Source organism: Collimonas sp. (genome assembly GCF_039923675.1).
Taxonomy (GTDB): Bacteria; Pseudomonadota; Gammaproteobacteria; order Burkholderiales; family Burkholderiaceae_D; genus Collimonas.
Genome location: NZ_JBDTCG010000080.1, coordinates 92709 through 109386, shown reverse-complemented (window position 1 = coordinate 109386; position 16678 = coordinate 92709). Strand labels below are relative to the sequence as shown.

Here is a 16678-nt window from a genome sequence, read left to right as displayed (position 1 = left end):
AGGCTTGCGGTGTTGTTTGCCAGTAGGCTACAGATGATTCTTATGCAACCTACTTTTTACGTATATTCGCTATGAAACCAGCAAAAGAAATTCGTGTCGGCAACATCATCATGGTCGACAGCAAGCCTATGATCGTTCTGCGCTCTGACGTCAACGGTTCAAGCCGCACGGGCTTCACCTATAAGTGGAAGATGAAGAACTTGCTGACCAACAGCCCGCAAGAAAACGTTTTCCGCGGCGACGACAAGTTCGACGTCGTCGTGCTCGACAAAAAGGCTGTGACTTATTCCTATTTTGCTGATCCGTTGTACGTATTCATGGACGCAGATTTCGAACAATTTGAAATCGAAGGCGAAAACCTGGGTGACGCACTGAACTACCTGAAAGACGGTATGGAATGCGAAGCCGTGTTCTATGACGGCAAGGCAATTTCAGTCGAACTGCCAACCACTATCGCGCGCAAGGTCATTTACTCGGAACCGGCAGTCAAGGGCAACACTTCGGGCAACGTCCTGAAAGAAGCCAAGATCGAAAACGCCATCGAAGCGCACCAGCACATCGTCATGGTGCCACTGTTCGTGAGCTCGGACGATACGATCGAAATCGACACACGCACCAACGAGTTCAAGAAACGGGTGTAATCCTTTCCCGTTTGTCAAAAAAAACGCTGCCGATTTATCCGCAGCGTTTTTTTTCGCTTATTCACCTCAGAGAGGTGAATAAGTCCTTCAGATTACATACATAAGCCGGTCAAGACAACCCGGCGCAAAAACCGTTACTTGCCCAATATCTCGGCCAGATTCTTGTTCCCCATGCCGAAGCTGGCGATCACCACCAGGCTGGTCAATGCCAGGAAACCGCCCAGCCACAAAGTGGATGGAATCCCTACCGCATCGACCACCACGCCGCCGGTGAACGACCCCAGCGCAATCGCCACCTGCACAATGCTGACAAACAGTGCGGAACCGGCTTCCGGCAGATCCGGCGAAGACAGTTGCAGCCAGATGCTGAGGCACAGCGGAATCGCGCCGAAGGCGATGCCCCACACCAGCACCATCAGGGAGACGCCGGCGGCCGATGCGTGCACCAGCGGCAGCACTACCAGCGCCGCCAGCAGGATCGCGACGATGCCGAACAGCGAAGCCTGGAGGTGGCGCGTTACGGTGGTCGAGATCGCCAGGTTGGAGATAAAGCCGACGAAACCGAAGCCCAGCAATATCGAAGTGATGGCCGACAGGCTGAAGTTGTTTTGCGCAAGGAATGGCGTGATATAGGTATACGACGAAAAGTGCGCGCCGAACACCAGCGCTACCATCAACAGGCTCTTGCGCGCAGTTGCACGTCCCAGCAAGGCGCGCAGATCACTGAAGCGGATCGCAGCTTTTGACGGCAACGCCGGCAACAACAATGCTTGCGCAGCCAGGGCGACGGCAGCCAGGATGCCGGTGGCGATAAACGATGCGCGCCAGGAATACAGCCCGCTGATAAACGTCCCGAGCGGCACGCCGAGCACGGTGGCGAAGGTGACGCCGCTGAGTATCATGGCGGTCGCCTTGGCGGCTTGCTCTTGCCGCACCAGCCGCCCCGAGGTCGCCAGCGCCAGCGTCCAGAAGCCACCCAGAGCGGCGCCCAGCAAAGCACGTCCCAGCAGCATGACGCCGAAACTTGGCGCAAAGGCGGATACCAGGTTAGAGGCCAATAGCAAGATCGACAGCGCCAGCAAGATGAAGCGGCGGTCGATGCGCCCTGCTCCCAGCATCAAACCCGGCGCCGAGATGGCGGCGATGATGCCGGGCGTGGTGACCATCAATCCGGCCGAACCCGGAGAAACGCCGAGATCGCGGGCGATCTGCGGCAGCAGGCCCACCGGCAGGAATTCGGTCGTCACAAAAGCAAAGGCGCCGATTGCCACCGACACCACCGACAGCCAGGAACGCAGCGGCGATGCTGCGCCCGCGGCACGGCTGGCCGGCATATCGAGCAGGCTGTCGTTTTGTGCGCTGAGCGCGGCCAGATTTTTTTCCATGTATTTCCCCTTCGCCTGGGTTTGACACCAGCGCTAGAATTGACTGAATGCGTAAATTGAATGTCGACCAGCCGCCATTGACTTGCCTACCGGCTGTACTGCATTTGCATCGAGGCCGGACTGCCACGATTAAACTGTATTATTTTTTAATACAGTTAAGAATATAAAAATAGGATCGAATTGATCCTATACACAAATAACTGGAAAATAACGAGATTAACTGTATTCAGTGAAACTACAGTTAATCATAAAAAAACAGGCTACTCGCTGACCTTGTAGGCAATCTTGTTGACCAGCTCGGACAACTTCCTTCCCCGCAAAATATCCAGCAAGGCGCCCTCGACTTCCGATACCACTGGGTCCAGCACCATATCCATGCCACAACTGACCGGACAACACAAATCTTTCGACCGCGTATTATGCTTGAGCACCGGCCCCTCTTCCACCGCCTGGTAAATCTCCGCCAGGTTGATGGCTGAAGCCGGCCGCGCCAGCTGCACGCCGCCGCCTTTGCCTTCCTTGGTCACCACCAGCCTGGCCTTGCTCAGCTTGCGCAACAGTTCACGCACAAAAACCGGGTTGGTATTGACGCTGGTCGCAATGGCTGTGGATGGGAAATACACTTCCCCGCCTCTGGTGGCGTATTCCACACTGACTAAAATATGCGCCGCGACGGCAAATCGACTGGACTTCATACTGTAAGTATATTCCATACAGATAATCGTGCAACGAATATCTTTGCATATGCTTATGATGGTGATATTGGCGTTCGTGGAATGCCATTCAGACAATTAACGGAAGCAATATGCCCAAATACCTGGAACGAGATGCGATAGCCCGGCTGGAAGATTTACCGAATATCGGCAAGGCCGGCGCCGCCGACCTGCGCTGCATCGGGATTCAGCAACCGGCGCAACTGATCGGGAAATCGCCGCTACAGATGTATGAAGCGCTGTGCGCCGAGACCGGCACCCGCCATGATCCATGCGTGATCGATGTCTTCATGTCGGTGGTGCGCTATATGGAAGGCGCTGAGCCGCTACCGTGGTGGTCCTACACGGCAGAGCGCAAGCGCCTGCTCACGTCGGGCTGATCACAAACCTTGCACCAAACCTATTCAGCCTTGGCCAGCATGTTGAAAATGCTGGAGAAATCCAGGCCGCCGGCGCCGCTCTTACTGTGAATGTCGTACAGGTTGCGCGCCATGGCGCCGAGCGGCACGCTGCTGCCGGTCGACAGGGAATTTTCCACCGCCAGTCCCAGATCCTTCAACATCAGGTCGACGCCGAAGCCGCCGCTATAGCCTTTCGACGCCGGTGCATTTTCCATCACGCCGGGACAAGGGTTATACACTTCCAGCGCCCAGTTGCGGCCCGAGCTTTTGGCCATGATTTCCGACATCACTTTGGGATCCATGCCGTTCGCCATGCCCAACCGGATCGCTTCCGAGGTGCCGATCATCAGTATCCCCAGCAGCATGTTATTGCACACCTTGACGGTCTGGCCGCTGCCGTTGTCGCCGGCGTGGAAGATTGCCTTGCCCATCTTTTCCAGATAAGGCTTGGCTACGGCGAAGCCTTCATCCGAACCGCCAACCATGAAAGTCAGCGTACCGGCCAGCGCGCCGCCGGTGCCGCCGGAAACCGGGGCGTCGAGCATGGTGAAGCCCTTCTCGAGCGCCGCCGCGGCTACCTTGCGCGCGGCGTCGGGAGCGATGGTGGAACAGTCGATCAGCAAAGTACCGGGCGCGGCTTGCGCCAGGATGCCGCTGGCGCCAAGATAGGCCGATTCGACATGACGGCTGGCGGGCAGCATGGTGATGACCACCTTGGCGGCGCCAACTGCGGCGGCCAGGTCGTTGCCGGTACTGCCGCCACCGGCGACAAATTTCTCGATGCTGGCCGCTACCAGGTCATGGCCGCTGACCTTGTGGCCGGCTTTGACCAGGTTCAAGGCCATTGGCAGACCCATGTTGCCTAGCCCGATAAAAACGATTTCGTTGTTCATATGAAGTCTCTTTTTTTGAGTAGTGTTGTATCGCCTGCCGGAGCCAGCCTCTCGGCTCCGGTCAGATACCGGATCACTTCATTGAAATTGTCGTGTTGATTTCACCGCCATCTGCGTCCGGCGCAAACCAGCGTGCGGTCACGGTTTTTGTCTGGGTCCAGAACTGCACCGCCTGCTTGCCGTTCGGGCCGAGGTCGCCCAGTTTCGAGGCGCGCGAGCCGGTGAAGCTGAAATAAGCGACCGGTACAGGAATCGGTACGTTGATGCCGACCTGGCCGACGTCGATCTCGTTCTGGAATTTGCGGGCCGACCAGCCCGACGAAGTGAAGATCGAAGTACCGTTGCCATTCGGATTGGCATTGATGAAAGCGATCGCTTCGTCCAGCGTTTCCAGTTCAACTACGCACATGGCCGGGCCGAAAATCTCTTGCGTATAAATATCCATCTCGACGGTGACGCCGGAGAAAATCGTCGGGCCGACGAAATTACCGTCGGGATAACCGGTGACCTGGCAGTTGCGGCCATCCAGCAACAGCTGCGCGCCCTGCTCCACGCCGGAGCCGATCAGGCGTTCGGTGCGCGCCTTGGCGGCCTTCGAGACCATCGGTCCGAGGTCGGCTTTACGGTCGCTGCCCGGGCCGATTTTCAGGCAGCGCGAACGCTCGACGATTTCCGGCAGCCATGAGCGCGCCTTGCCAACCAACAGCACCATCGAATTCGCCATGCAACGCTGGCCGGCAGCGCCAAACGCCGCGCCGAGCAGGTTGTTGATGGCCTGGTCCTTGTTGGCATCCGGCAGCACGATGCAATGGTTTTTCGCGCCCATCATGCATTGCGCCCGCTTCCCGGCTTCACCGGCACGGCGATAGATGTGGGTGCCGACATTGGTCGAACCGATGAACGAAATCGCCTTGATATCGGGATGGTCGCACAGCATATTGGCCACATCGGGACCGCCATGCACCACGTTCAGAACACCTGGCGGCAAGCCGGCCTGCTGCGCCAGCTCGACCAGGAACAGCGATGACGAAGGGTCCTGCTCGGACGGCTTGAGAATGAAGGTATTGCCGCAAGCGACCGCCACTGGAAACATGAAGCAAGGCAGCATCACCGGGAAGTTGAACGCCGTGATGCCGGCGCCGACGCCGAGCGGCTGGTTGATGGTGTAGACATCGACGCCGCTGGCGGCATTTTCGGCCAACTCGCCCATCTGCAGCGAGGTGATGGAGCAGGCATGCTCGACCACTTCCAGGCCGCGCATGACTTCGCCCTCGGCGTCCGGCAAGGTCTTGCCGTGTTCACGGGTGATCAGCTCGGCGAGTGGCGCGATGTTTTCACGCAGCAGTTGCTGGAACTTGAGCATGATGCGCATGCGCTGCGCCAGCGACGTGTTGCGCCAGGTGGCGAATGCCTGCTTGGCGTTGGCTACCGCGTGATCGACTTCCGCCTTGGTGGCGAACGGCACACGCGCCACGACTTCCTGGGTTGCCGGATTGAGCACGTCGCGCCATTCGGTGCTGGCGGATTGGACGGCTTTGCCGTCGATGTATAGCGGGACGTTGGGGATAGTGGTAGTGGACATGATCAAACCTCGGAAATGAAAATTCAAAACAAAGCCTGTGCAAACAGGCAGGACGTATTTTTTACTTCACCAAGGAACAGGAAGCGTTCATCGGCTTGAAAGCTTGTTCCGCCGGAATCGTCGACAACAGCTTGAGGTAATCCCAAGGCGATTTCGATTCAGCCGGCGTTTTCACCTGGTACAGATACATGTCATGGATCACCCGGCCGTCGGGACGGATCGAAGCGTTGCGCATGACCGCATCGTGGATCGGGATGTCGCGCATTTTTTGCGTAACGACTTTCCAGTCGTGCGATCTGGTGACCGCCGCAGCTTTCAGATAGTGATAGACGCTGGAGTAGACGCCGGCATGCACCATGGTTGGCTTGTTGCCCTTGTCCAGCGCTTCAAAACGCTTGGAAAATGCGCGGGTGTCGTTGTCGAAATCCCAGTAGAAACCGTCGGTGTAAATCAAGCCTTGCGCATCGTTAAGGCCGAGTGCATGTACATCCGACAAGAACACCAGCAGCGCCGCCAACCGCTGGTTTTTAGTGCCGATGCCAAACGAACGCGCCTGCTTGATGGCGTTGACCGTATCCTGGCCGCCGTTGGCGAGGCCGATCACTTGCGCCTTCGAGCTCTGCGCCTGCAGTAAGAACGAGGAGAGATCGCTGGCGTTCAAGGGATGGCGGATCGAACCGACCACAGTGCCGCCCAGGCTCTTGACGACATCGCCGGCGTCTTTTTCCAGCGACTGGCCGAAGGCGTAATCAACTGTGACGAAATACCAGGATTTCTGGCCCATCTTGGTCAGTGCGGCGGCCGCGCCTGCCGCCTGCGAGTAGGTGTCGAACATCCAGTGGAAGCCGTTCGACGCGCATTCGGCATTGGTCAGCACCGTGGTGGCCGGACCGCTGTACATGGCGATGCCGCCTTTGTCGCGGATCAGGCGCTGCACTGCCAGCGCCACCGATGAATTGGTCAAGTCGGCGATCGCATCAACCTTATCGCGGTCTATCCATTCGCGCGCCTTGGAGGCGCCAATGTCAGCCTTGTTTTGATGATCGGCGGTAAGCAACTCGATTTTCATACCCTTGCACTCGGCCTTCATGCAGTCCTCGATGGCCATCTTGGCAGCGACTACCGAGCCCGGTCCGCCCATCGCCGAGTATGGCCCCGACATGTCGGTCAGGATACCGACCTTGTACACGTCGCCGTCCTGCGCCTGCGCATGGCTGGCGGCCAGCAAACCTGCCAATGGAAAAATGCATGAAAAGATCACAGCCGAACCACCTGCAAGCAGCTTGCGCCCCGCATTTGTCATCGTTGTCTCCTGTTTTTAGTTCAGGTCGCCTTGGCGAACCCCAAACGTTTTTTGAATTTCTATATGGACATTCTGCATGTGCATTATTATTGAAACAATAGACAATAATCCACAATGTCTTTGCATTTATGCAAAGCGAGAATGATCAGATGAAATCAAAAGATGTGAAATCGACAAATGCCATGCTGGACTGGGATAACCTGCGGGTATTCCTGGAGCTGACGCGTAGCCAGGGCCTGGTGGAAGCGGCCAAGAAACTGGGGATCGACCACTCGACCGTATCGCGCCGCATGCGCCGCTTTGAAGAGCAGGTCGGCAGCCAGCTGTTCGAGCGCAACAACCAGGGTTACACCCTGACCGCCGAAGGCCACCGCCTGATCGACTACGCGGAAAAAGTCGAGAGCACGGTGTATGCCGCCGCCGAGGAACTGAGCGGCCACAACCGACTGCTGTCGGGACAGGTCAGGCTTGGCGCCACGGAAGGTTTCGGCACCTTTGTACTGGCGCCGCATCTGGCGCATTTCTGTGCCCGCCACCCGCACATCACCGTCGACCTGCTGCCGGTGCCGCGCTTCGTCAACCTGTCCAAGCGCGAAGCCGACATCGGCGTCACCATCGAGCGCCCGCAAAGCGGCAACTATGTGGTCACCAAGCTGACCGACTACCTGCTCAAGCTGTACGCCACCCGCTCCTATCTGGAAACCCATGCGCCGATCAAGACGCTGCAGGATTTGAACAACCACGCCTTCATCGGCTATGTCGACGACCTGGTGTTCAGCGAAGAGCTGCGTTACAAGGAGAACGTCGCCCCCGCCGCCTTCCGCGCCTTTCGCAGCACCAGCGTGATCGCCCAGTACACCGCGGCGCGCAGTGGCCAGGGACTGGCGATCCTGCCCTGTTTCCTGGCCCAGCAAAGCGAAGACCTGATGCCGGTGCTGGATGGACAAGCCGATATACAGCGCGCATTCTGGCTGGTGGCCGCCACCGAAACCCGCAACGTGGCGCGGGTAGCCGCGCTATGGCGCTATCTGCGTGAAGTGATCGAGCCGAACCGGCCATTCTTGATGGGTGAATCGCGGGAGATGATTTATCAGCCGGACCGATATCAACCCGGCTGATTCATGGCCGCTGGAAAATCTCTGTGTTATTGATGCGGCAAAATACAGTTATTGATGAATGCGTGCACTTTTTGAGAAGCCGGGCCGGGAATATCCAGCTTGAAACCCATGAAGGTTGGCGCATCGCGCGTGGCTTGCATCGCGTGGCCGACCGCATGACTCGCTGCAATCCGGCTTGCCTGCCCTTGCGTGAGCGTGAAGAAGGTTTGAATCTCGCCTTTGTCCGCGACCACGCTGTCAGGATCCTGCAAGGGGATCACATCGCCGTCGAGCAGCAGTGAATGCAACCAGCCGCCGCCAGCCATGCCGGCAGCCTGGTCGCCGACCTGATAAAAAGTGAACATCAGGATTTTCCCCTTATCGCACAGCAGCGCAATCTTTCCTCGCCCATATGCCGTGTCTTGCATGCCACGCAAATATCCGCCGCCATCGGCCACTTCGAGTGACCAGTCGGCAGTCTGGCGGCCGTTGTTGACGACATTCAGCGCCTTCATCTCGGCGTCGCTCAGCAAGTAGATGCCCTGCTCGCCCTTTTGCACCAGCAAGTCAAGCAAACCCTGCCCTACGCCCATGCCGCGGATGTAGCGCGCGATGCCGGCCGAGACGATTTGCCCTGTATCGAGATCGCCGGCCACCGGTCCGGAAGCACGCGAGACACGATGCACGCCGTACTGTGAACCTTCGCTGACATAGCGATAGACGCCGCCCAGGAAAGCCAGCGAACAGGCGCTGTAGCAGACGCCCGGGGTCGGCGCCGATCCGCCCGCATAGCGCCCGACATGGGTTGCAGCGCCGGCCTTTCTTAGAAGCTGTCCGATTTCCATGCCTGCCAACAAATCGCCACCGGTTGAATCAAGGTAGACGTCGACGCCTGCCGATCCGCTCTGGCGCAGGGCGGCAGCTACGCGGGCGGGTGCGCCGGCATCAATTTCCCCATCCAGGTTCATGGTCCAGGATGCAGCGCGGCCGTCAGTTTTGGAAGAGTCCGGCCGCTCCAGGCGCACCGTCATGGCGCCGGCGCTGGCCGCACAAACGAGTATCGAAACGCCAACAAGATTGCGCAGTGTCGAAAGCATGGATTCCATTCTCATTGATTGTCAGTAGGCGTCAGCGGCGCCTCCGCACAAAATAATAAGGCAGATTGGGAGTGCCATCGATGTGATATTTTCAGATAATTTCAGCAAAACGCGATAGCTTGCCGGATGCCTCCTGCCGAAGTAATATCGTTTCACGTTTGCTTCTCCGCATCACCTCACATCCAAACGCCCCATGATCCTGACCGGCCCCGAACTCGCTCGCGCTCTTGAATTGGCCGAGGCAACGCATTTAAGCAGGCAAGTCGACAGTTTCCGCGCGTTGAGCCGCGCTGAAAACGCGCGAACCGTCGCCATCGCGGGCGGCATCGCCGCGTTGACCGATCCGGCTTTCGGACGCAAGTTGAATCACGTTACAGGATTCGGCATGACTGCGCCGGCACTCTCATTTGAACTGGCGGCGCTGGAAAGCATGTACGCCGCACAGGGACTGGAAACGCAGATCGACATCTGCCCGCACGCCCACGGCAGCACGTTAACGCTTCTGGCCGGGCGCGGCTATACGGTCAACGCCTTCAGCAATACCTACGTGCGCTATCTGACGCCGGCGGATACCTTTGCGGCCAGCGCCGGAATAGAAGTAGTCAGCGATCAGGCACTGGTGGGCGCCACGTTTGCAGCGGATTCGGTTGCGGGATTTTCGGTGCAGGCGGTGAACAGGCCGCGCATTCTGCTGGAAACGCTGGCGCAGATTGCGCTACGGCGCAGCGACACCCTGCTTTTTTCCGCGACCGTGGATGGCCAGATGGCCGGCACGGGGGGAATGAGCCTGATCGAAACGCCCGCAGGCTTACTTGCGCATTTGTACATCGCCAGCACCCTGCCTGCATACCGGGGACGCGGGATACAGCTTGCGCTCTTGCGCGCCCGGCTAAACGCAGCGCGCAACGCCGGTTGCACTCTCGCCAGCGTCACCGCCAGGCCGGCCAATACCAGCGCGCGCAATACCGAGCGCGCAGGCTTCAGCCTGGCTTATACCAAGTCGACTTTTATCAAGTTCTTGACCAGCCCCTAGGATTCGTTGATCTGTACCGCGATGCCGTCGGTCTGCACGGTAATTGCGCCAGGCTCGAAGGTCTTGCCGTTCAGCCGCAACTCATCGGCGGTAAAGGTGTAGATCGGATAATCTTTCAGCACTTGTTCTGCAACCATTGCGCCGATCTGGTTCAGCTGCTGCTTGTACTGTGGCGGTACGCTGCTGAAATCGATGGTGTCCACGGTGGGACTGTCGAGGCGAATGGCGCGCCCGGCACGGTCGTACTTCAAACGGCTGCTGAGGGTAATCGTCCCGCCCAACGGCGTCGGCAACAGCAACGGGCTCACCACGCTGACATTCACCAGCGTCACCACACGGTTCTGCGGCGAGTCGAGGCTCAGCTGCGGACTCTTCAGGTCGACATTGAACACTTCGGCATAGCGCAAGCGCAACGGAAACTTGCGCTCCATCGTGGCCTGCAACTGTTGCCGGGTAAACGTGTACTCGTTGGACCAGATGTTATAGCCGGCCATGGCGCTGGCAGCGATACCCAGCGCGCCGAAGGCCAACAGCGATTTGATTAACATGCGTCGTTTTACAGGCATTCTTGGCACTTTCAAACGTGAAATAACGGATACAATTATTCTACCCAACCGAGCTTCGACCATCGCGTGCCAGAAAAAATCCCTCTATCTTGTCCAAGGCCACTCCTCCCGATCTGCACAACGACGCCGCTGAAGGCAATGCGGTAGCGCGCTATTATCCGCGCGGTGAGCGTATCGGTCCGCATTATCATGGTTGAGCCAAGGCGCTGTACGTGGACGCCCGGGTGACGAGGATGGTCGGGCATTGATTGTCCCGCCCAATCGTGCGGTGTGGGTTCACACCGATGATATCAAAATCCAGGACATCGGCATAAAACGCTGTCGCGTGAATCAGCCAGCCGACCTTTGCGTCATCCGTCACAGGGGTCGCTTTCATTTCAAGTGCGTTCCAGGTGATCGATTGTAGTGAAATTCCAGATCAAATGTAAAGCTTGCTTGACATCCAGATTATCCGCCCTATGATGTAAAGCATACTTTACAGCAAGGAGTAATACGATGAGCAAAAAGGACGCTGCAAAACTGGGGAAACGTGAGCTGCTGGGCAGTCTGGGGATCTATGCCGCGATGCTGGTGCTGTCGCTCAAATTCGGCCCGCTAATTGAACCCGGCATCTGGCGCAGCGATGAATTTGTTTATCTGCGCTCGCTGGAAAACATAGCGATTGCCGCCGCCCTTACCGCCGGCTGGACCTTCACTTACGGCTTTCTCGAAAACGATGGCTATCAACGCTTGAGCATGTTCATGGTCTGGCCTGTCATGGGCTTTGCTTGGGCCATGCTCAGCTATGTCCGGACTTGGATCAACCGATGAAGAGCATACTCCGTGAATTACGTACCGAGCGCGGCTGGAGCCAGGCGCATCTGGCCGACTTGCTCGAAGTGTCGCGGCAAACCGTCAACGCCATCGAGACTGACCGCTACGATCCAAGCCTGCCGCTTGCATTCGCTATCGCCCATATTTTTGCAAAGCCTATCGAAGAAATCTTTTCTATCTGAAGCGGCCAAGCTTCGGGTTTGATGAAGTGCAAGCCACAACCAACAAAGCTGAGCAAATCACTTGCTTGCAAAGGACCAGAATAGACCACGCGTGATCAGTGACGGAAACACCGTCAGATGATCTTCATCCTGGATGACTTCGGAATGAATCGAGAGGTTGGGATAATGCCGCGATTTCAGCCGCGCCTCGAAAGTATGCATGTCTTTGACCATATCGAATTCTTTGTTATAGCGCGGATTTGGATCATTCGGGTTCACCGCTTCGAATGCCCCCACCAACATGAATACCTGCGCCGGCATGTCTTTGTGAGAAGCCGCATAACTGCGCTCCATATCGAACATGACGCCTTTGTCATACCAGAGGGACGGACTGCCCAGGACGTACTGGTTGAACATCTGCGGCTCGGTCAGCAGAACGTGCAGCCCCAGCAGCGAGCCATAGGAATGCCCGGAAAAAATCTTCCTGCTCATGTCCGCTCGGTAGTTCGCCGCTACAAAGGGGAATACTTCTTTTTCTATAAATTGCCGGTACTGCTCTGCCTGCCCCGTCGGCTGGTTGACTTTGTTCTTGGTGGTATCGGTTGGCGTGTAGTCGCGGTTCCTGCTTTTGACCGGATCGTCACCTTTCGCATAGGACAGCCCGACCAGAATGTATTCTTCCAGCTTTGTACCGTGATCGCTGACCCGCCGATCAATACTGCGTATCAGTGGAAAGGCGTAATTGGCGTCGGTAATGAACAACACCGGATAATGCTTTTTCGAGGCCGCCGAGGTTGCGTATGACGCCGGCAGGCTAACGAAAATTTCATAATCCCGATGCAGGATCTTGGAGGGAATGCTCTGGACTTCGGTGCCCTCCAGTGCATAAGGACGCACCGGAGCAGCCGCTTGCGCAACGCTGCAGGCAAGGGCAAGGACAATCATTGGAATGCCGAAAAATTTACTGAGTCGCAGGCGCACGATATTGAATCCTTGTCTGAATCAGTCAATTGTTTGCGGAGATCGATTGGCGAGTCTATGCAAGGATTAAATTTCACGCAAGGAAAAATCGCCGACGCTCACGTGGGATCAGCCCAAAGATGGCGTGGCCGATGAGTTCACGTTGCGGGCGGCGCTTGATTCAATCCGGCAGCAGGATGATGCCACCTGCGGTTTTACCGCTTTCCAGCAGGCGCTGGGCTTCAGCCGCTTTTTCCAGTGGCAGCCTGAGCGAGACATCAATCGCGAGACCATCCGCCATGTGTGCCAGGGCCGCCGCGGCGCCCTCCCTATAGCGAGAAATATTCGACATGAAACGAAAGACACTAGGACGCGCCAGAGACAGCGAACGATACGGACCAAGGTCGCTGAGCGGCAAGGCAGCGTTATCCTCGCTGCCGGCCGCCCCTGCCTGGCCGACGCTGGCTGCCATGCCAAACGGGCGCACGGTCTGCAGCGTCTTGCTCAAGGTCTCTCCACCCACCCCGTCGATCGCAAAATCGACTCCCCGGTCACCGGTCAGCCGCATCGTTTCGGCCACGAAATCCATCTGCCGATAAGGGATCGCCTCTTGATAGCCCTTGCTTCTGGCGATCTCTCCTTTCGCCTCGCTGCCGACGGTCCCGATCATGCGTGCGCCCAGCGCCGCGCCCCACTGTCCGAGCACTTGGCCAAGCCCGCCGGCGGCCGCCTGGACCAGGACCGTGTCGCCGGCTTGCACCTTGCGCACATACTGGAACAACATGTGCGCCGTGATGCCGCGCAAGAGCGTGGCGGCGGCATTGATGTCAGTGACGCCTGCAGGAATCCTTACCAGGCGATGGAAGGCGACATTACGGGCAGTCGCATAGGCGCCGGCCGGCAAACCGGCGTAGACCACGCGGTCGCCGATTTGCAAGTCGCCACACCCCTGGCCGGACAGCTCGCCGCCCAGGGCCTCGACCACCCCGGCCGCTTCGACCCCAAGCACTGCAGGCAGTTCGGGCAGGCGATAGAGGCCGATGCGGTGATAGATGTCGGCGAAATTGACGCCGATGGCAGTGTGCCGCACGCGCACTTCACCGGCGGCAGGCGGCGCCAGGTCAACGGTTTCCGCCTGCAATCCCCCGGCATCGCCAACTTCAGCAATACGCATCACTAATTCCTTGCTCATGACTGGCTCCTGGTGAACAGTTTGAAAAGATCGTCTGAGAAGCATGGTAAAACTAATTTTTACGCACCAAAAGACATTAAAAATTCGCATTTATTGTGCATAATTGCACCATGACAAATCTCAACTGGAATGATTTTCGCTACTTCCTGGCGCTGGTGGATAGCGGCAGCCTGACGGCCGGCGCGCGCCGTTTGAAGGTTGAGCACACCACGGTTGCACGCCGCATCGAGGCGCTGGAAGATGCACTCGGTTTGCGCCTGTTCGAGCGCCTGCAACGCCAGTGGAAACTGACGCCAGAGGGAGAAAACCTGCTACCCAGCGCACGCCGCCTGGAGCAGGAAGCGTTGGCGCTGGAGCGTGCCGCGGCCGGCGCTACGCCGCTGGCGGGCACGGTGCGCATTTCCGCACCGCCAGTGATCGCCAGCCATCTGCTGGTGCCGCATCTGGGATTTTTGCGCCAGCGCTTGCCGGGAATTTCCCTGGAAGTCGTCGGCGAAAGCCGCGAAGTCAACCTGACCCGGCGCGAGGCTGACATTGCCTTGCGCCTGTCGCGCCCGACCGCAGCCGAGCTTGCGGTACGTCCTCTGATTGAGGTCGGCTATGGCCTCTACGGCAGCAAGGACTATCTTGCAAAGAATTCGAAAGAAGCGTGGGAATTCATCGGCTACGAAGAAAGCCTGCTGACCACGCCGCAGCAGAAATGGCTGGAAAAAATCGCCGCCGGCCGCCCTTTTCCACTCCGTTCGAACGATCTGAGCAGCCTGTTCCAGGCCGTGCGCGCCGGGTTGGGCGTCAGCGCCCTGCCGCACTTCCTGGCGCGCAACGACAAGCTGTTGAAGCTGATTGCCGCGCCCGCATGCCCGGTAGTGCTGACCGTCTGGCTGGTGATGCATCCCGAGGTGCGCCGCTCGCCGCGAATACGGGCGGCGGCGGACGGGCTGGTTGAACTGTTTGGGCAACAGACCGTGAAACAACTGGCAGGCTAGCTTTCCGGCAGTATACTGTCTCATTTTTACGGCCTGACGAAAGACAACATCATGAACGCTTTACCCGCCTGCCCCAAGTGCAACTCCGAATTCACTTATGAAGACGGCGGCCTCTATATTTGCCCGGAATGTGCTCACGAGTGGTCGGCGCAGGCTTCAGCAGAAGCCGCTGGCGACGGCGCCAAGGTTTACCGCGATGCTGTCGGCAACATCCTGCAGGACGGCGATACCGTTACCGTCATCAAGGATCTGAAGTTGAAGGGATCCGGCGGCGTAGTGAAGGTCGGCACCAAGGTAAAGAATATCCACCTGATCGACGGCGATCATGATATCGATTGCAAGATCGACGGCTTTGGTGCGATGAGCCTGAAATCGGAGTTTGTCAAAAAGGTGTGAAGGCATGGAGCTAATCCAGGCTCCGGGTCGTCCGTAGCAATCTGAGCAGTCTGGTTTTCCGAGTTGCCCAACCTAGTGCTTTCCATCCACCATGCCGAGACACAATCCAGCGCTGCATCGCATCCACAAACCGCCCATGACGCCGGGCCACCTGCGCTTCCTTATCTTCGCTGCGATCGTCTTGCTGGCCGTGGCGGGCTGGGGCCTGGCAATCATTCTCAAACCGGCTATCCAGCGCACGATTGTCATCACCACCGGCGCCGACAAGGGCATCTACGCCGGCTTTGCCGAGCGCTATGCGCCGCTGCTGAAGCGCGAAGGCATCACCCTGGATATCCGCAGCTCTTCCGGTTCAGTCGAAAATTACCAACGGCTGAAAGATCCCGACAGCGCGTATGAAGTCGGCTTCATCCAGTCCGGTACCACCACGCCGTCGCCCGACGACCAGCTGCAAACCATAGCCGCCGTCTCGTATGAGCCGATCTGGGTGTTTTATCGTGGCGACGCCACCATAAACCGGCTAGCGCAGTTGCATGGCAAGCGGATTTCCATCGGCGTTCCCGGCAGCGGCCTGCTGACGGTGTCACGCGTATTGCTCGGCCATAGCGGCATCAATGGCGACAACGCCACCCTGCAAGAGATGGATGCCGAGAAGGCCTACCAAAGCCTGGAAGCCGGCAAGCTGGACGCCGCCTTCTTTATAGGGCGGCCAGATGCGCCTATGCAGCAAAAGCTGCTCAACAGCGATCTGAAACTGATGAGCTTTGCCCAGGCCGATGCGCTGGTGCTGAAATTTCCCTCGCTCTCAAAAATCATCTTCCCGCGCGCCTCGATCAGCGTCGCCAACGACCTGCCGCAAGCCGATGTGACGCTGCTGGCGGCCACCGCGCTGCTGGTTTCCAAAGATACCCTGCACCCGGCGCTGGCCTACCTGCTGCTGGAAGCCGCGAATTCCGCGCATGCCCGCGAAGATTATTTCACGCCGCGCGGCGTGTTTCCCAACCTGAACACGGACGATTTTCCGATTTCTGACGAAAGCACACGCTATTTCAAATCCGGCCGCCCTTTCCTGCAGCGCTACCTGCCGTTCTGGCTGGCCAGTTTCATCGAGCGGCGCCTGCTGATCCTGCTGCCCTTCATGGCGCTGCTGTTCGGCCTCCTGAATGCGCTTCCACGCATGGTCGAAGCGCGCATGAAAAACCGGCTGGTGGTGTGGTACCGGGAGATCAAATCGCTGGAAGACGAGATATGGCAGAGCAAGCAGCCCACTGCGGAACAGGTCGTGCAATGGCGCGAAGACATCGAAAACATCGACGCCAACGCCAGCCAGATCCGGATTCCGCAGCGCTACTTCCAGGATGTGTATACGCTCAAGCAAGCGATCCGCGTGGTGCGGGACAGGATTTTCCATGCTGCCGGCAAGATCAAGGAATAGATCTTGCGCGGCAGCCTGCTGCGC

At 58.1% G+C, this 16678-nt stretch carries 19 protein-coding genes; 9 read left to right on the top strand and 10 right to left on the bottom strand.

What is annotated here, in order from left to right; all coding sequences use genetic code 11:
• Positions 1–71 precede the first annotated feature (71 nt).
• The gene (locus ABI171_RS17285; RefSeq protein WP_348093769.1) at positions 72–641 is read left to right on the top strand and encodes an elongation factor P; all 570 of its coding nucleotides are present in this window, start codon (positions 72–74) and stop codon (positions 639–641) included.
• 134 nt (positions 642–775) lie between these two features.
• Here ABI171_RS17285 and ABI171_RS17280 read toward each other — a convergent pair whose 3' ends face one another.
• Positions 776–2026, bottom strand: coding sequence for an MFS transporter (locus ABI171_RS17280; RefSeq protein WP_348093768.1), 1251 nt, complete (start codon positions 2024–2026; stop codon positions 776–778).
• Positions 2027–2286: 260 nt separating this feature from the next.
• Positions 2287–2721, bottom strand: coding sequence for an Rrf2 family transcriptional regulator (locus ABI171_RS17275; RefSeq protein ID WP_348093767.1), 435 nt, complete (start codon positions 2719–2721; stop codon positions 2287–2289).
• Positions 2722–2831: 110 nt separating this feature from the next.
• Between ABI171_RS17275 and ABI171_RS17270 the strand changes: the two genes are divergently transcribed.
• Positions 2832–3119: a helix-hairpin-helix domain-containing protein gene (locus ABI171_RS17270; protein WP_348093766.1), complete on the top strand. Its 288-nt coding sequence runs from the start codon at positions 2832–2834 to the stop codon at positions 3117–3119.
• A gap of 20 nt (positions 3120–3139) precedes the next feature.
• Here ABI171_RS17270 and mmsB read toward each other — a convergent pair whose 3' ends face one another.
• The 3 genes from mmsB to ABI171_RS17255 form a co-directional block, all read right to left on the bottom strand.
• On the bottom strand, positions 3140–4033 hold the full coding sequence (mmsB, locus tag ABI171_RS17265; protein WP_348093765.1) for a 3-hydroxyisobutyrate dehydrogenase: 894 nt from the start codon (positions 4031–4033) through the stop codon (positions 3140–3142).
• Positions 4034–4106: 73 nt separating this feature from the next.
• Positions 4107–5615 carry a CoA-acylating methylmalonate-semialdehyde dehydrogenase gene (locus ABI171_RS17260; protein ID WP_348093764.1) on the bottom strand — a complete coding sequence of 503 codons (1509 nt, stop codon included), beginning with the start codon at positions 5613–5615 and terminating at the stop codon, positions 4107–4109.
• Between the two features lie 61 nt (positions 5616–5676).
• Positions 5677–6918, bottom strand: a complete 1242-nt coding sequence (locus ABI171_RS17255; RefSeq protein WP_348093763.1) for an ABC transporter substrate-binding protein — start codon at positions 6916–6918, stop codon at positions 5677–5679.
• A gap of 182 nt (positions 6919–7100) precedes the next feature.
• Here ABI171_RS17255 and ABI171_RS17250 point away from each other — a divergent pair, with 182 nt between their 5' ends.
• The gene (locus ABI171_RS17250; RefSeq protein WP_348093832.1) at positions 7101–8036 is read left to right on the top strand and encodes a LysR family transcriptional regulator; all 936 of its coding nucleotides are present in this window, start codon (positions 7101–7103) and stop codon (positions 8034–8036) included.
• Positions 8037–8062: 26 nt separating this feature from the next.
• On the opposite strand, the gene ABI171_RS17245 is transcribed toward ABI171_RS17250, so the two are convergent.
• Positions 8063–9112 (bottom strand): hypothetical protein, encoded by a 1050-nt coding sequence (locus ABI171_RS17245; RefSeq protein ID WP_348093762.1) that lies wholly within the window; start codon positions 9110–9112, stop codon positions 8063–8065.
• A 193-nt stretch (positions 9113–9305) separates the two neighbouring features.
• Here ABI171_RS17245 and ABI171_RS17240 point away from each other — a divergent pair, with 193 nt between their 5' ends.
• Positions 9306–10145 (top strand): GNAT family N-acetyltransferase, encoded by an 840-nt coding sequence (locus ABI171_RS17240; RefSeq protein WP_348093761.1) that lies wholly within the window; start codon positions 9306–9308, stop codon positions 10143–10145.
• On the opposite strand, the gene ABI171_RS17235 is transcribed toward ABI171_RS17240, so the two are convergent.
• Both ABI171_RS17235 and ABI171_RS17230 read right to left on the bottom strand, forming a co-directional pair.
• Positions 10142–10693 carry a DUF1439 domain-containing protein gene (locus ABI171_RS17235; protein WP_348093760.1) on the bottom strand — a complete coding sequence of 184 codons (552 nt, stop codon included), beginning with the start codon at positions 10691–10693 and terminating at the stop codon, positions 10142–10144. The genes ABI171_RS17240 and ABI171_RS17235 overlap by 4 nt on opposite strands.
• Before the next feature lie 205 nt (positions 10694–10898).
• Entirely contained in the window at positions 10899–11087 is a 189-nt protein-coding gene (locus ABI171_RS17230) for a hypothetical protein (RefSeq protein ID WP_348093759.1), read from the bottom strand.
• Positions 11088–11206: 119 nt separating this feature from the next.
• Between ABI171_RS17230 and ABI171_RS17225 the strand changes: the two genes are divergently transcribed.
• Both ABI171_RS17225 and ABI171_RS17220 read left to right on the top strand, forming a co-directional pair.
• A complete protein-coding gene (locus ABI171_RS17225; protein WP_348093758.1) occupies positions 11207–11521 on the top strand; it encodes a hypothetical protein in 315 nt (104 codons plus the stop codon).
• Positions 11518–11706 (top strand): helix-turn-helix transcriptional regulator, encoded by a 189-nt coding sequence (locus tag ABI171_RS17220; RefSeq protein WP_348093757.1) that lies wholly within the window; start codon positions 11518–11520, stop codon positions 11704–11706. Before ABI171_RS17225 ends, ABI171_RS17220 begins: the two co-directional genes overlap by 4 nt.
• A 57-nt stretch (positions 11707–11763) precedes the next feature.
• Here the strand turns inward: ABI171_RS17220 and ABI171_RS17215 are convergent, their stop codons facing one another.
• Together ABI171_RS17215 and ABI171_RS17210 are read right to left on the bottom strand one after the other, a co-directional pair.
• Complete coding sequence (locus tag ABI171_RS17215; RefSeq protein WP_348093756.1) at positions 11764–12630, bottom strand: alpha/beta hydrolase-fold protein; 867 nt, start codon at positions 12628–12630, stop codon at positions 11764–11766.
• Positions 12631–12826: 196 nt separating this feature from the next.
• A complete protein-coding gene (locus tag ABI171_RS17210) occupies positions 12827–13837 on the bottom strand; it encodes a quinone oxidoreductase (protein ID WP_348093755.1) in 1011 nt (336 codons plus the stop codon).
• Positions 13838–13947: 110 nt separating this feature from the next.
• On the opposite strand from ABI171_RS17210, the gene ABI171_RS17205 reads away from it, so the two are divergent.
• The 3 genes from ABI171_RS17205 (at position 13948) to ABI171_RS17195 (ending at position 16654) form a co-directional block, all read left to right on the top strand.
• Positions 13948–14823, top strand: coding sequence for a LysR family transcriptional regulator (locus tag ABI171_RS17205; RefSeq protein WP_348093754.1), 876 nt, complete (start codon positions 13948–13950; stop codon positions 14821–14823).
• 51 nt (positions 14824–14874) lie between these two features.
• Complete coding sequence (locus tag ABI171_RS17200) at positions 14875–15219, top strand: zinc ribbon domain-containing protein YjdM (protein ID WP_348093753.1); 345 nt, start codon at positions 14875–14877, stop codon at positions 15217–15219.
• A gap of 91 nt (positions 15220–15310) precedes the next feature.
• Entirely contained in the window at positions 15311–16654 is a 1344-nt protein-coding gene (locus tag ABI171_RS17195; protein ID WP_348093752.1) for a TAXI family TRAP transporter solute-binding subunit, read from the top strand.
• Positions 16655–16678: the final 24 nt, after the last annotated feature.

Bases quoted from the DNA above. Each gene is read 5' to 3' on its own strand.
- ABI171_RS17285 (WP_348093769.1), top strand. From the start codon at position 72: ATGAAACCAGCAAAAGAAATTCGTGTCGGCAACATCATCATGGTCGAC.
- ABI171_RS17245 (WP_348093762.1), bottom strand. From the start codon at position 9,112: ATGCTTTCGACACTGCGCAATCTTGTTGGCGTTTCGATACTCGTTTGT.
- ABI171_RS17220 (WP_348093757.1), top strand. From the start codon at position 11,518: ATGAAGAGCATACTCCGTGAATTACGTACCGAGCGCGGCTGGAGCCAG.
- ABI171_RS17280 (WP_348093768.1), bottom strand. From the start codon at position 2,026: ATGGAAAAAAATCTGGCCGCGCTCAGCGCACAAAACGACAGCCTGCTC.
- ABI171_RS17255 (WP_348093763.1), bottom strand. From the start codon at position 6,918: ATGACAAATGCGGGGCGCAAGCTGCTTGCAGGTGGTTCGGCTGTGATC.
- ABI171_RS17260 (WP_348093764.1), bottom strand. From the start codon at position 5,615: ATGTCCACTACCACTATCCCCAACGTCCCGCTATACATCGACGGCAAA.
- mmsB (WP_348093765.1), bottom strand. From the start codon at position 4,033: ATGAACAACGAAATCGTTTTTATCGGGCTAGGCAACATGGGTCTGCCA.
- ABI171_RS17195 (WP_348093752.1), top strand. From the start codon at position 15,311: ATGCCGAGACACAATCCAGCGCTGCATCGCATCCACAAACCGCCCATG.
- ABI171_RS17275 (WP_348093767.1), bottom strand. From the start codon at position 2,721: ATGAAGTCCAGTCGATTTGCCGTCGCGGCGCATATTTTAGTCAGTGTG.
- ABI171_RS17270 (WP_348093766.1), top strand. From the start codon at position 2,832: ATGCCCAAATACCTGGAACGAGATGCGATAGCCCGGCTGGAAGATTTA.
- ABI171_RS17225 (WP_348093758.1), top strand. From the start codon at position 11,207: ATGAGCAAAAAGGACGCTGCAAAACTGGGGAAACGTGAGCTGCTGGGC.
- ABI171_RS17250 (WP_348093832.1), top strand. From the start codon at position 7,101: ATGCTGGACTGGGATAACCTGCGGGTATTCCTGGAGCTGACGCGTAGC.
- ABI171_RS17205 (WP_348093754.1), top strand. From the start codon at position 13,948: ATGACAAATCTCAACTGGAATGATTTTCGCTACTTCCTGGCGCTGGTG.
- ABI171_RS17215 (WP_348093756.1), bottom strand. From the start codon at position 12,630: ATGATTGTCCTTGCCCTTGCCTGCAGCGTTGCGCAAGCGGCTGCTCCG.
- ABI171_RS17235 (WP_348093760.1), bottom strand. From the start codon at position 10,693: ATGTTAATCAAATCGCTGTTGGCCTTCGGCGCGCTGGGTATCGCTGCC.
- ABI171_RS17200 (WP_348093753.1), top strand. From the start codon at position 14,875: ATGAACGCTTTACCCGCCTGCCCCAAGTGCAACTCCGAATTCACTTAT.
- ABI171_RS17210 (WP_348093755.1), bottom strand. From the start codon at position 13,837: ATGAGCAAGGAATTAGTGATGCGTATTGCTGAAGTTGGCGATGCCGGG.
- ABI171_RS17230 (WP_348093759.1), bottom strand. From the start codon at position 11,087: ATGAAAGCGACCCCTGTGACGGATGACGCAAAGGTCGGCTGGCTGATT.
- ABI171_RS17240 (WP_348093761.1), top strand. From the start codon at position 9,306: ATGATCCTGACCGGCCCCGAACTCGCTCGCGCTCTTGAATTGGCCGAG.